Here is a 12882-nt window from a genome sequence, read left to right as displayed (position 1 = left end):
AAAATCTGTAATTAGTTATTAGTCATTGGTCATTCGAAAAAAGTGTTCAGTGCCCAGTTTCAGTGTTCAGAAATGCAGACCCTGCGACTGAATACTGTCCACTTCCCTATTTCCTGATGAGTTTGGTAATTTTAAACGCCACGTCAGTAAATATGATTCTTGGATTTCCGTTCATTCCAATGTGGGCAAAAGCGGTTTCGAAAACCTCTGTTAGTTCAATAATGTTTCGCTCGTTGATGAAAGGCGAAAATCGCTTCGAAAACTCTTCTTCCTGATCGCTCATGAAGGTCAGATTGCTGTTTTTCAGATTATAAACGAAGTTCTCGCGAAGTATAATCAGAAAATAGTTCAGCAAGCTTTTTTGCTTCTCGCGACCAACATTTGCCACCTGATCAACCCATTTAAACAGGTCGGCGAATTTTCTTCCGTAGGAATAACGCATTAATTCTTTAAATCGTTCGAGGTTAAAAAGAGTTTGTTCGTCAGGCTCAAGCAATTCAATGGCTTTACCATAGTTTCCCTTCGACAGGTGAACGATATTTCGAAGATCAAAACCTACAGCTTCAGGCAAAGCACTTATGGCTTTTTCAATCGAAACCGAATCGATTGGAGGTATGATAATGAGCTGGCATCGCGACCGGATGGTGCTGATAATGTCTTCTTCGTTTTCGGTAATCAGGACAAACAACGTTTTTACGGGCGGTTCTTCGATCATTTTCAGCAGCTTGTTGGCGCAGGCTACGTGCATTTTCTCCGGAAGCCAGATTATCATCACCTTGTATTCCGATTCGTACGATTTAAGGTTGAGCTTCCTGATAATTTCTTCGCTTTGATGCGAATAAATCAAGCCCTGGGCATTTTCAACGCCAATAAATTCGAACCACTGGTCGCTGTTGAAATATGGATTTTTGGCGATCATGATCCGCCATTCTTCCAGAAAATTATCAGAAACAGGCTCCTTAAATTTGGGCGTTTTTATCACCGGAAATACAAAATGAAGATCGGGATGAATCAGCTTTTTGTACTTTTTGCACGACGGACATTCACCACATGAATCGTCGGCCTGCCGGTTGGTGCAGGCCACAAATTGAGCGTATGCAATGGCGAGTGCCAGTTTTCCGCTTCCGGGAGGACCTGCAAACAGCTGGGCATGGCTTACTCGTTCTTCGTTAACCGACTGAATTAGTCGTTGTTTGATGGCGCTTTGTCCGATAACTTCTTTAAAAAACATAAAGGATCTATTGAGGAGTGTCAAAAATAACAATTCTGTGTAGAAAACCCCTTTCGACGAAAAATTAGATTTCAACAAGCCTGGGGAACAGTGGGCGGGTGACTTGGAATCACCCGCCCACTAAAAAAATGAGATCTCGACAAATTAATACTCCTTTCGATACGCTTCGCTACTCAGTGAGCAGCGATCCCATCTCCGGTCTCCTGATTTCTGTCTTCCGACTTCAAAATACTTTACGTCAACATTAAATTCAGGAAACCAAAAGATTTCTAATCCTTATCGCTCTGATATATTTTTTATATTTGGGGTGATTTTTTGTAACTCTAAATAAACATATATGCAAACTATTGAAACTTATGATTTCGCCGGAAAGAAAGCACTGATTCGTGTTGATTTTAACGTGCCACTCGACGAAAATTTCGTGATTACCGACGACACACGCATGCGCGCAGCAGTACAAACCATTAACAAAGTAATTGCTGAGGGTGGATCACCTATTATCATGTCGCATTTCGGTCGCCCAAAAGACGGACCAAACCCCAAATACTCCATGTGCCACCTGGTTTCTCATTTGAGCGAACTCCTTGGCCGCGAAGTAAAAATGGCTCCTGATTGTATTGGAGCCGAAGTTCAGGCCATGGCCAAAGCTTTAAAACCTAGAGAAGTATTGCTACTCGAAAACCTTCGTTTCCACAAAGAAGAAGAAAAGGGCGACGAAGGTTTTGCAGAACAATTGGCTGCAAACGGCGATTGCTGGATTAACGACGCTTTTGGAACAGCTCACCGCGCACATGCTTCAACTGCTGTAATTGCTAAATTCTTCCCGAACGATAAAATGTTTGGTTACCTCATCGAAAGCGAAGTTGCCAGTTTGGATAAAGTATTGAAAAACCCACAGCGTCCGTTGACTGCCATTATGGGTGGCGCTAAAGTTTCGTCAAAAATTACCATCATCGAAAACCTGCTCGACAAAGTTGACAACCTGATTTTGGGCGGTGGAATGACTTATACTTTTGTAAAAGCTCACGGCGGCGAAGTTGGCAACTCGATTTGCGAATTGGAATACCTTGATACTGCTTTGGCTATTGAGAAAAAAGCTGCAGAAAAAGGAGTAAAAATTTATATGGCTACTGATGTTGTTGCTGCTGATGCGTTTTCCGCTGATGCGAATACAAAAGTTACTGAAGCCAATGCAATTCCTGAAGGATGGATGGGATTGGATGCAGGTCCAAACAGCATTGCCATGTTTAAAGAAGTGATTGAAAATTCGGGAACAATCCTTTGGAATGGTCCGGTTGGCGTTTTCGAAATGGAAAAATTTGCTGTTGGCTCTATTGCTGTTGGTGAAGCCATTGTAAAAGCAACTGCAAAAGGCGCTTTCTCATTAGTTGGCGGTGGTGATTCTGTTTCGTGTGTAAACCAATTTGGTTTTGCCGATGGAGTTTCGTACATCTCAACCGCTGGCGGTGCATTACTTGAATACCTTGAAGGGCAAGTACTTCCTGGCGTTGCAGCGGTAAGAGGCGAATAAAAATAGTTAATCCTTAAATACTGAAAACCCGGGGCTGTTGCTTCGGGTTTTTATTTTTCAATTCATATGCTGAAACAGACTGGTTGAATTGATCCACTTCAATTTAGAGAATGTCATGATGAAGCAATTGGGATCGTGATGAAACTCAAGAAAATTACCAGAAGGATCGACAATTATATCACGTTTAAAATGAAACGTTTCGAGCTTAAACGTCTCTTTAAAATAATGATTGAGATCGGAAAAGTTAATACTTTCAGTCTTATAAAAAATTGCTCCAAGCACAAAACTCTTGTCTACGAAATGCAATTCAACTTTTAGCTTGTTGCTCCCCGATCTGAGGCCATAGGAATAAACCGTATGTGGCAGATTGCTCAGCCGATTTCGATAGATAAAGAATGGCTCACCAAGAATCTTTTTGACATCACTTTCAGAATCTCCAAAACTAACCTTATCTAAAAAACAAATGGTATCATTAATGGATTGTTTCCATTTATGTAGATAGTCCCCGGCTTCTAAATTCCGAAAAAATCTCATATCGCCATTGTAGCCACTCAAATTAAATTGAAGAGGCATTTGCCTCCTGTTGTTTGTCAGTGTTCTATTTGTACTAAGCATACGGTTGTTTTAATTTATAAATACTGAACCTGACCCTTTTCCGCTTTCACCAGGCAGTTGGAGATAACTGCCTTTTAAAATTTAACCGCGGTATAAATATACTTTATTTTGTATTAAATCACGATTGATGATTGAGTGAGAATTAAATATTTATGCTGAAAGTGAAAAAATACCGTTTGAAAAATAATCTTGGGTTAACTAAAAAGATGATTTGGAACAATTGATACATCGAATAGGACTTGAAAGTTAGAAATGCTAATTTTGATTGCTTCAAAAAAACTACAAATCATGAAAAAATCACAGCTAGCCATCGAAAACTTTAAGACATTGAACTGCGCACAATCGGTACTTTTAAGCCACGCCGAAGACCTAAAACTTGATAGGACTACTGCATTGCGAATTGCTCTTGGATTTGGCGGAGGAATGGGCAGGGCTGAAACCTGTGGTGCGGTTACCGGAGCTTACATGGTTTTGGGAATGAAAGCTCAATTCGGAGAAAAATCGATTCAGGAAATAAAGACTGAAACGAAAGTTGCGGTTAAGAAATTCAATGAATTGTTTATCGCCAGACACGGTTCTTTAAAATGTAAAAAACTGCTTGGAGTCGATATTTCAACTCCGGAAGGTTCTACAGAAGCCAATGATAAGAAATTGTTCGACTCCATTTGTTCAGGACTTGTTGCCTCGGCAGCCGAAATCCTTGAAGAGGAATTCTAAACCCGAGCGAGTTGTCAAAAAATGAATAGACAGGTTACGGACTGCAAAACATATCAGTTCAGCAAAAACAAGTACGGCAGCGAATTGCTGATCGACCTTATCAGGCTCGAATCGCTTAGCAAATACATTCGTCAAACACCGCGACATTGCCTCACATATTACGACATCACCTTTATTCTTGATGGCTACGGAAGTTTTGCCCTTGATCAGCATGAATTTCCGGTAACATCCAATCACCTTTATTTTTCCGCTCCGGGACAAATCAGGGAGTGGAAAGTATCAGATATACCTCATGGACTTGTCTTGATTTTTGAAGAAGAATTCCTGTGCAGCTTCTTTAGTGATCCCTTGTTTGTGAAGATGCTGTCCTTTTTCACAAACCGTCAGGCTCCACCTCAGTTATCGCTTACGGAAGAGCAAGGGAAGTACCTCTTCAACATCATGTTGCAGATCGAGCAGGAAATTTCGGACAATAAGGAAACTCACCTTTTGCGAGCCTTACTTTATCAGGTTCTTGCCTGGATAAATAATGTGTATCGCTCGTATTACCAATTAGCAGCCACTCCCCTAAACTCCAAAATTACACGGTTTGTGCAATTGGTTGAGACGCATTATTGCAACGACCATACGGTGTCGTTTTATGCTTCGGAACTTTGTATTACATCAGGATATTTGAATGAGCTCGTAAAAAACGAATCGGGCGTTTCGGCCAAACAATACATCATAAACCGGCTAATGACTGAGGCCAAACGATTACTGTTGTCCTGCGAAACGCCTGTTTCGGAGATTGCCTGGAATCTTGGATTCAGCGACTCGTCTTATTTCGTCCGACTGTTCCGAAACGAAACCGGTTTTTCGCCTCTTGCTTTCAGGAAGCGGCATTTGTCCTGAAAAGTCCTGTTTTCTCCCCGTTTTATGTTATCCGAAGAAAAGTATTGGCTGTAGTTTTGTCTTGACAATCAATCATCAACACGATGAGACAATCTTTTATAATCTTATTCTTAATTTTTGCCGCCATGACAAACGCACAAGAAAAACCCCTGATTCAATCAACAATTCTTGGCCTCGAAAAAGCTGCACTCGATCGCTGGTGTAAGGGCGATCCAACCGGGTTCCTCGAAATATCGGCACCCGATGTGGTATATTTTGATCCTTTTCTGGAAAAAAGAATAAATGGGCTTGAAGAATTAACCAAGCTGTACCTGCCGCTAAAAGGGCAAGTAAACGCCAATCATTTTGAAATGCTCGACCCGCTGGTTCAGGCAACGGATAAAATGGCCGTTCTGACTTTTAACTTCAAATCAGAAAGTGACAGGAAAGTGCATAAATGGAACTGCACCGAAGTTTACCGCCTGGAAGCCGATGGAACATGGAAAATTTGCCAAACCCATTGGTCGCTGACAAAACCAGAACTTAACTAAAATTCTCTATGTATTTTAAATGTCTTCAAATATCAACTGTTATGAAAGGTGTAGTTACAATCGCATTTCTTATGTCGTTTTCAGTCATAACGTTAGCCCAACATTCTGATTTCGATTATTTTGGACTTTCAAGTCCTGGAGATTCAATAAAACTATTCGCTCCCCATATTGTATCACTCAAAGACGTTAGAGAAAAATCTTTAGCAATTTCACCTGCCGGAGATGAAGTTTTCTTTTCCGGAGGGAAAAGTTGGCCTGAAAGTAAAATAATGCAGGTTAAAAAGATAAACAATCTGTGGGGTGAGCCACAAGTGGCTGATTTTTGTATGGATTGTTTTGCATGCGAGCCTGCATTTTCGCCCGACGGGAAGTATTTATTCTTTTCATCAAGCAAAGGAGAAAAAGATATTAAGCGATATAGCATCTGGAGATTAGAGCGAACAGAGTCTGGCTGGGAAAATCTACACAAAATAATAGACATTGACGATCCGAATATTTGGGAGTTTCATCCTTCCGTTTCCAAAAACGGCTCGGTTTATTTCTGTCGCTGGGATAATAAAACACAGTTCGGAAGCATCTATAAGTCAATATATATTGACGGATCTTACGCTGATCCTGTTAAGATCGGTCTATCATTTGACATTAAAAGCAGTGTTACCGATCCGTTTGTCGATCCCGATGAAAAGTACATAATCACTTCCTCAACCGACCAGAATGGCAAAGAGGGATATGACGTTTTTATTTCTTATAAAAAAGAAGATAACTCCTGGTCATCCCCGGTCAATCCTGGAAATAGGTTTAATACTTCAGGAGATGAAGATTCTTTTGATGTTTCACCTGATGGCAAATTTGTATTTATTTACAAACAAGATGACATCTATTGGACTGAAGCAAAAGGAGTAATAGAAAAGTCTTCAGATCACTAATACAGCAAAGAAAGAATAGAATTTTTTCTCGATGCAAGTGAGGATTCTCCAAGTTTATTTCCAGCCTTTTATTTTTGATAAAAGAATTCTGAACAACTCGTAGCCAGTAACGTATCATCGCTAAACCTTTAAATCGTTTAACTATGAAAATGAACGTTGGATCGATTGACCGTACGCTCCGCCTGGTCGCCGGGATCGGGATTGCTGTAGGAGGTGTTATTTTTGAAAGTTACTGGGGACTCATTGGAGTTGCTCTTTTTGCAACTGCCGTATTCAGATTTTGCCCTTTATACCCACTGTTGGGGATTAATACAAACAAAAAAGAATAGGATTAACATCTTGTCATACAAAAAGGAGGCTCATTCGAACCTCCTTTTTACTTTGATCTTTTATTTATCTCTATTTCGGCATTGGATAACCTACCAATTTAGCCAGATTAGCTTCAATTTCATGTTCCGGATATTCATAGTCGTGCAACTGACCAGTCATGTATTTGTCGTAACCAACCAAATCCATCAAACCGTGTCCGCTGAAATTGAAAAGGATCACTTTTTCCTTGCCCTCTTCTTTGGCTTTCAAGGCTTCGCGAATTGTAGCTGCAATGGCATGGGTGGTTTCAGGAGCAGGAATAATTCCTTCTGTTCTCAGGAACAACAATCCAGCTTCAAAACATTCACTTTGGTGAATCGCAACTGCGTCCATTAGTCCGTCGCGCAAAGCAGCGCTTACAAGTGGCGCCATCCCATGATAGCGTAACCCACCGGCATGAATTGGAGCCGGAATAAAATTGTGTCCAAGACTGTTCATGGCCAGCAACGGAGTCATTTTAGCCACATCGCCATGATCGTAAATGAAAGGAGCTTTGGTCAATGTTGGACAAGAAAATGGTTCAGCGCCAATAATCTGTATGTCGGCTCCATTCACTTTATCGTACATGAATGGGAAGGAAATTCCGGCGAAATTACTCCCGCCACCGCAGCAGCCAATTACGATATCCGGTTTTTTAATGCCTACTTTCGCCAACTGCTTTTTAGCTTCCTGACCAATAATAGTTTGGTGCAACATGACGTGGTTCAATACCGAACCCAGCGCATAACGGGTTTTTCCGGTTGGATCGCTCACTGCTTCTTCAACTGCTTCTGAAATAGCGATTCCCAAACTTCCAGGTGTGTCAGGATATTCAGCAAGGACGTCACGGCCAGCTTGTGTTTCCATACTCGGACTAGACACACATTTGCCGCCCCATGTTTGCATCAGAATTTTACGGAAAGGTTTCTGGTCGAAACTCACCCGTACCATGTATACTTTACATTCGATGCCTCCAATTTGCGCACATGCATACGAAAGTGCAGAGCCCCATTGTCCGGCTCCGGTTTCGGTTACCAGTTTCTTAATACCGAATTGTTTGTTGTACCAAGCCTGAGGGATTGCAGTATTGGGCTTATGACTTCCGGCGGGTGAAACGCCTTCGTTTTTGTAATAGATTTTGGCTGGAGTTCCCAAAGCGGCTTCCAGCTCATAAGCACGAATCAGTGGACTTGGTCTCCACTGGAATAAAATCTGCCGCACTTCTTCCGGGATGTCGATCCATCGTTCCTGCGAAACTTCCTGCTCAATCAGGTTCATCGGGAAAACAGGAGCCAACATTTCAGGAGTAACTGAAATTCCGCCCGGTCCAAGTGGTGGATTAAGTGGGGTGATTAAATCGGGTGCAAGGTTATACCACTGCTTGGGCATTTCCGATTCATCGAGGTAAATTTTCTTTTGTCTGGCCATGATTTTGATTTTTTTGATTAGTAGTTTATTAATTGTTCTTTAGATTTTCAATTTAAAACAAGAAAGGGACTTCCTGCATAAGCGCAGAAAATCCCTTTCCCCGGTTTTTACAACCGCAAATCAATATTTAGTTCTCGCGTTTCCATTTTAATGTTACGCCAGTTCCATTCTTTTCCGTATAAAGGCGACTTGTACATATCTTCTTTAAAAAAGCGAGTAAAACTAACGATATTTTTTAGGTTTTCAAGGAGAAATTGCAACGATTTGATACTTATTCCATGTTTTAAAACTGAAATGGGGTATTCTTTCTGAGAAATAGTAAACATATTCTTTACAGCAGAAGAAATTATAACCCGAAGATAAAAAATGGTAACCATTGCCTTTAGTAAGCATAAAAACGGAACGGTTTTTGCCATTTAGCATAGCATTGCTTATGGTCTAATCTTCTTACGATATGAAACGATATCACCTTCTCACAATAGCATTGGTTGTTTTCCTGATTTCAGGAATAAAAATGACTGCTTTAGCCCTACCCTCTTCTCAAAAAGTTGATTCTATTCAGATTGCTTTCGACAAACAGCAATTGGTTCTTCCGGGCGAATCGTTTAAAATCGGGATTATCTCCTACTACAGAAATGGGAAAATCAAAAAAACCACTGGACTGTTGGGTGGGTCAGTCTGGTGGTGGAAATATAAAGTTGATGTTGTTGGCGGAACCAATTTTTCGGGTAAGATTTCCGTTAATGAAGAACTCATTCCGTCGAAAGGGAAATACATTGACATTAAAGCATATCCGCGAAAACAACCAGACTTGGTTAAAGAATTATTGCTTCCTCTTAATTACGAAACAAAAATTGCATACCGACCAACCGGCAACTACGATAAATCTCCCGGAAGCCAGATTCCCGGCGAAGTAATTTCGGAATTTAACAATGGAATTGTTCGCGTTTGCGATGATTGGAGAAACAACAAAGAGTCCGGAAACTTTCTTTTTTCAGGAAAAGGTGGGTATTGGAAGAATGGGAAATTTACCATTGATCCTGATTTTATGAAAATAGAAAATCACCATGCCAATCTAATTATCAACTCGTTACGAAACACATCGATTGCAGATACGTTTTCAGTTCAACTTGATTACAAACATGCTTACGACCTACATTTTAGCGGAAGTTCAGGCATCCCCGGATTCTCCGGTTCTTCTGGAAGTCCAGGCTATCAGGGAGGCAATGGCTCCGATGGTCAAAATGGTCAGAATGGCGAATTTGGTGATGACGGGCCTGACATTGGCGTTTGGGTCGATCTTTACCGCGATTCGGTTTTGAATACTGATTTGCTGTATGTATATGCTCAAAATCTTTTTACCAACAAAGAATACCGTTACCTGATCAATCCTGATGGAGGAAGTCTGGACGTTAGTTCTTTTGGCGGTTCGGGTGGAAATGGCGGGAATGGCGGGAATGGCGGTTCGGGTGGAAATGGACGTGAAGGAGAAAAATGGATTGAAAAACACATCGAAAAACAAACCGTAAAAAAACCAGTGACGAAAAGGGTCATCCGAAAAGAAATACACAAACGGAAAGATGCCGATGGAAAAGAATATGATGTTGAAGTGGAAGTAGAAACAACTGAAACCGAATATGTGGATGAGGTGGTTGATGTTGTTGTAGAAGTGGTGCATCAAGGCCCGGGCGAAGATGGCGGCGATGGCGGATGGGGTGGACCTGGTGGAATGGGAGGCCCCGGTGGTTATGGCGGAAATATTACCTTGCATTTTACCCGGGATGCGATGCCCTATAGTCATTTAATCACTACCCGCAGCGAAGGCGGATCGGGTGGAATAAATGGTTCAGGTGGATTTGGCGGATCAGGCGGATCAGGCGGCGCTGGGAACCCAAGCGGACGCAGCGGATCATCGGGTCAGTCTGGCCCTTCAGCTTTTGGCTGGGCACCTTCCGGTGGTAGCGGACAAATACGGATACAATCAACCGAAGAGTTTTTTGAATACAAATCAAAGGATAAGAAATAAATTCGCTCTTGTTTGTTTTTAATGAATATCCGAGTACTTACCTAATTGTTTTAATCGGAGGGGCTTTGCCCCTTACCCCCAATTCCTTTTTTGTCTTGACACAAAAAAGGAATCAAAAAAAGTCAAGGCTGTGCCCGCTTCGCCCGAAAAACTAACGTTCGACGGCTAAAATCTTTTAAACTCGCCTAACGGCTCAAACAGAAAAGATTTTTTAACGCCGCCTTCACTTGTTTTTCGGCTCACCGGCCAAGGCCAGTCGCCACCAGCAAGAACCTTTTCCTGTTTAGGTACAATACCGGACAAGCATTTTGTTTTTTATTCTGAATACTATCGACTGTGACTACTAACTTTTTCTTTCGGCACAAAAAATCAACTATCTTTGTCACCCTCAATAAAATCATTGTACAATGACTGACTTTAAACGTACCCTCATTACTTCGGCTTTGCCGTATGCCAACGGACCGGTTCACATCGGACACCTTGCAGGTGTGTATGTTCCTGCTGATATTTATGCCCGTTACCTCCGCATGAACGGACAGGAAGTGGCATTTATCGGTGGATCAGACGAACACGGCGTCCCAATTACCCTTAAAGCGAAGAATGAAGGAGTTACACCGCAAGATATCGTGGATAAATACCACGGCATGATTAAAGACTCGTTTGAGCAATTCGGAATTTCGTTCGACATTTATTCACGCACAAGTTCACCGGTTCATCATCAAACGGCATCCGCTTTTTTCACCAAGCTTTACGAAAGTGGAAAATTCATCGAAAAAACCTCGGAGCAATATTACGATGCTGAAAACAAGCAGTTTCTGGCCGACCGGTACATCACTGGAACTTGTCCTAAATGCGGTTTCGAGCGTGCCTATGGCGACCAATGCGAAAGCTGCGGAAGTGCCCTTAGTCCGAATGAACTGATCAATCCAAAATCGATGATCAGCGGCAACACTCCGGAATTAAAAGAGACCAAACACTGGTATTTGCCACTCGAACAATACGAAGGCTGGCTGAAAGAATGGATTTTGGAAGGCCACAAAGAATGGAAATCGAATGTTTACGGTCAATGCAAATCGTGGATCGACGGTGGGTTGCAGCCCCGCGCCGTAACCCGCGACCTCAACTGGGGAGTTCCTGTTCCGTTGGATGAAGCTGAAGGCAAAGTGCTGTACGTATGGTTCGACGCCCCGATTGGCTATATTTCGGCCACCAAAGAATTAACTCCGGAATGGGAAAAATGGTGGAAAGATCCGGAAACCAAGATGGTTCATTTCATCGGGAAAGACAATATTGTTTTCCATTGCATCATTTTCCCGGCCATGTTGAAAGCTGAAGGTTCGTTCATTTTGCCCGAAAATGTTCCGGCCAATGAGTTCCTGAACCTGGAAGGCGACAAAATCTCGACTTCGCGTAACTGGGCAGTTTGGCTTCACGAATATCTGGAAGAATTTCCCGGCAAGGAAGATGTACTGAAATATGTGTTGACGGCCAATGCCCCTGAGACCAAAGACAACGATTTTACCTGGAAAGATTATCAGGCACGCAATAACAACGAACTGGTGGCCGTGTTGGGCAACTTTGTCAACCGTGCACTGGTTCTGACCCAAAAATATTACGACGGAAAAGTTCCGGCGGCTGGTGAGTTGACCGAAACCGACAGGCTTGCATTAGCCGAAATTTCAGTCATTAAAGCTGAAGTGGAGAAGAGTATTTCGCAGTACCGTTTCCGCGAAGCCCTGAAATATGCCATGGATCTGGCTCGCTTGGGTAACAAATATCTGGCTGATGCCGAGCCATGGAAAGTAGTGAAAACTGATCCGAAGCGTGTGGAAACCATCATGAACGTGTGTTTACAGATCACCGCCAACCTGACTATCATTTTCGCGCCATTCCTTCCGTTCAGCATGGACAAATTACGGGTTTTCCTGAATATGGACGAACTGAACTGGAGTAATCTGGGACGCACGAATCTGCTACCAGCGGGTCATCAAACCAATACTCCCGAATTACTGTTCGAAAAGATTGAAGATGAGGTAATCGAAAAACAGGTAAATAAACTGCTGGCAACGAAAAAAGCCAACGAAGTTGCCAATGCACAAGTTGCGCCAGCTAAAGAAAACTGCACGTTCGACGATTTCAATAAAATGGACATCCGCACCGGAACCATTCTGGAAGCTGAACGTGTGCCCAAAACCAAGAAATTGCTGAAACTGACCATCGATACTGGAATCGACAAACGCACAGTCGTTTCGGGCATTGCCGAATATTACAGTCCGGAAGAAGTGGTCGGTCAAAAGGTTAGCATATTGGTAAACCTTGAACCTAAAGAACTGAAAGGAATCCAGTCACAAGGAATGATCCTGATGGCACAGGATGCCGATGGTTCGCTAAAATTTGTGACTCCTGTGGCACCTGTTAAAAACGGATCGGAAATAAAGTAAGGAATGTTTGGTAGAGACGCCATGCATGTAGAGACGCCATGCATGGCGTCTCTACATGCACCGATAAAAATATAATTGCGCCAACTACTGTTGGGGCGGTTTTCGTAAGCCTCAGTGCCGCCGTCAAGGCGGATCGGTTGCTTACTCTCTATAAATCGAACCCGTTTTCTTACGAGAAGGCGGGTTTTTATTTTAAGA

12 protein-coding genes are annotated in these 12882 nt (G+C 42.3%); 8 read left to right on the top strand and 4 right to left on the bottom strand.

What is annotated here, in order from left to right; genetic code table 11:
- Positions 1 to 106 precede the first annotated feature (106 nt).
- Complete coding sequence (locus AQPE_RS12445) at positions 107 to 1231, bottom strand: DNA polymerase III subunit (RefSeq protein ID WP_318346822.1); 1125 nt, start codon at positions 1229 to 1231, stop codon at positions 107 to 109.
- A gap of 337 nt (positions 1232 to 1568) precedes the next feature.
- Here AQPE_RS12445 and AQPE_RS12440 point away from each other — a divergent pair, with 337 nt between their 5' ends.
- Positions 1569 to 2762: a phosphoglycerate kinase gene (locus AQPE_RS12440; RefSeq protein ID WP_318346821.1), complete on the top strand. Its 1194-nt coding sequence runs from the start codon at positions 1569 to 1571 to the stop codon at positions 2760 to 2762.
- 57 nt (positions 2763 to 2819) lie between these two features.
- On the opposite strand, the gene AQPE_RS12435 is transcribed toward AQPE_RS12440, so the two are convergent.
- Positions 2820 to 3377, bottom strand: coding sequence for a hypothetical protein (locus AQPE_RS12435; RefSeq protein WP_318346820.1), 558 nt, complete (start codon positions 3375 to 3377; stop codon positions 2820 to 2822).
- 288 nt (positions 3378 to 3665) lie between these two features.
- Between AQPE_RS12435 and AQPE_RS12430 the strand changes: the two genes are divergently transcribed.
- The 5 genes from AQPE_RS12430 to AQPE_RS12410 all read left to right on the top strand — a co-directional run bounded on the left by AQPE_RS12430 (position 3666) and on the right by AQPE_RS12410 (position 6770).
- Positions 3666 to 4094, top strand: a complete 429-nt coding sequence (locus tag AQPE_RS12430; RefSeq protein ID WP_318346819.1) for a C-GCAxxG-C-C family protein — start codon at positions 3666 to 3668, stop codon at positions 4092 to 4094.
- A 21-nt stretch (positions 4095 to 4115) separates the two neighbouring features.
- Complete coding sequence (locus AQPE_RS12425) at positions 4116 to 4985, top strand: AraC family transcriptional regulator (protein ID WP_318346818.1); 870 nt, start codon at positions 4116 to 4118, stop codon at positions 4983 to 4985.
- A gap of 125 nt (positions 4986 to 5110) precedes the next feature.
- Positions 5111 to 5515, top strand: coding sequence for a YybH family protein (locus AQPE_RS12420; protein ID WP_318346817.1), 405 nt, complete (start codon positions 5111 to 5113; stop codon positions 5513 to 5515).
- A 41-nt stretch (positions 5516 to 5556) separates the two neighbouring features.
- Positions 5557 to 6441: a TolB-like translocation protein gene (locus tag AQPE_RS12415; RefSeq protein WP_318346816.1), complete on the top strand. Its 885-nt coding sequence runs from the start codon at positions 5557 to 5559 to the stop codon at positions 6439 to 6441.
- A gap of 143 nt (positions 6442 to 6584) precedes the next feature.
- Entirely contained in the window at positions 6585 to 6770 is a 186-nt protein-coding gene (locus tag AQPE_RS12410; protein WP_318346815.1) for a YgaP family membrane protein, read from the top strand.
- Positions 6771 to 6840: 70 nt separating this feature from the next.
- Here the strand turns inward: AQPE_RS12410 and AQPE_RS12405 are convergent, their stop codons facing one another.
- Positions 6841 to 8217, bottom strand: a complete 1377-nt coding sequence (locus AQPE_RS12405; RefSeq protein ID WP_318346814.1) for a TrpB-like pyridoxal phosphate-dependent enzyme — start codon at positions 8215 to 8217, stop codon at positions 6841 to 6843.
- 107 nt (positions 8218 to 8324) lie between these two features.
- Complete coding sequence (locus AQPE_RS12400) at positions 8325 to 8633, bottom strand: hypothetical protein (RefSeq protein WP_318346813.1); 309 nt, start codon at positions 8631 to 8633, stop codon at positions 8325 to 8327.
- A 38-nt stretch (positions 8634 to 8671) separates the two neighbouring features.
- Here AQPE_RS12400 and AQPE_RS12395 point away from each other — a divergent pair, with 38 nt between their 5' ends.
- Positions 8672 to 10243: a hypothetical protein gene (locus AQPE_RS12395; RefSeq protein ID WP_318346812.1), complete on the top strand. Its 1572-nt coding sequence runs from the start codon at positions 8672 to 8674 to the stop codon at positions 10241 to 10243.
- 407 nt (positions 10244 to 10650) lie between these two features.
- Complete coding sequence (gene metG / locus AQPE_RS12390) at positions 10651 to 12684, top strand: methionine--tRNA ligase (RefSeq protein ID WP_318346811.1); 2034 nt, start codon at positions 10651 to 10653, stop codon at positions 12682 to 12684.
- Positions 12685 to 12882 lie beyond the last annotated feature (198 nt).

Source organism: Aquipluma nitroreducens (assembly GCF_009689585.1).
Classification (GTDB): domain Bacteria; phylum Bacteroidota; class Bacteroidia; order Bacteroidales; family Prolixibacteraceae; genus Aquipluma; species Aquipluma nitroreducens.
This window is presented reverse-complemented; position numbering and strand designations above follow the sequence as displayed.

Bases quoted from the DNA above. Each gene is read 5' to 3' on its own strand.
- AQPE_RS12445 (WP_318346822.1), bottom strand. From the start codon at position 1,231: ATGTTTTTTAAAGAAGTTATCGGACAAAGCGCCATCAAACAACGACTA.
- AQPE_RS12440 (WP_318346821.1), top strand. From the start codon at position 1,569: ATGCAAACTATTGAAACTTATGATTTCGCCGGAAAGAAAGCACTGATT.
- AQPE_RS12435 (WP_318346820.1), bottom strand. From the start codon at position 3,377: ATGCTTAGTACAAATAGAACACTGACAAACAACAGGAGGCAAATGCCT.
- AQPE_RS12430 (WP_318346819.1), top strand. From the start codon at position 3,666: ATGAAAAAATCACAGCTAGCCATCGAAAACTTTAAGACATTGAACTGC.
- AQPE_RS12425 (WP_318346818.1), top strand. From the start codon at position 4,116: ATGAATAGACAGGTTACGGACTGCAAAACATATCAGTTCAGCAAAAAC.
- AQPE_RS12420 (WP_318346817.1), top strand. From the start codon at position 5,111: ATGACAAACGCACAAGAAAAACCCCTGATTCAATCAACAATTCTTGGC.
- AQPE_RS12415 (WP_318346816.1), top strand. From the start codon at position 5,557: ATGAAAGGTGTAGTTACAATCGCATTTCTTATGTCGTTTTCAGTCATA.
- AQPE_RS12410 (WP_318346815.1), top strand. From the start codon at position 6,585: ATGAAAATGAACGTTGGATCGATTGACCGTACGCTCCGCCTGGTCGCC.
- AQPE_RS12405 (WP_318346814.1), bottom strand. From the start codon at position 8,217: ATGGCCAGACAAAAGAAAATTTACCTCGATGAATCGGAAATGCCCAAG.
- AQPE_RS12400 (WP_318346813.1), bottom strand. From the start codon at position 8,633: ATGGCAAAAACCGTTCCGTTTTTATGCTTACTAAAGGCAATGGTTACC.
- AQPE_RS12395 (WP_318346812.1), top strand. From the start codon at position 8,672: ATGAAACGATATCACCTTCTCACAATAGCATTGGTTGTTTTCCTGATT.
- metG (WP_318346811.1), top strand. From the start codon at position 10,651: ATGACTGACTTTAAACGTACCCTCATTACTTCGGCTTTGCCGTATGCC.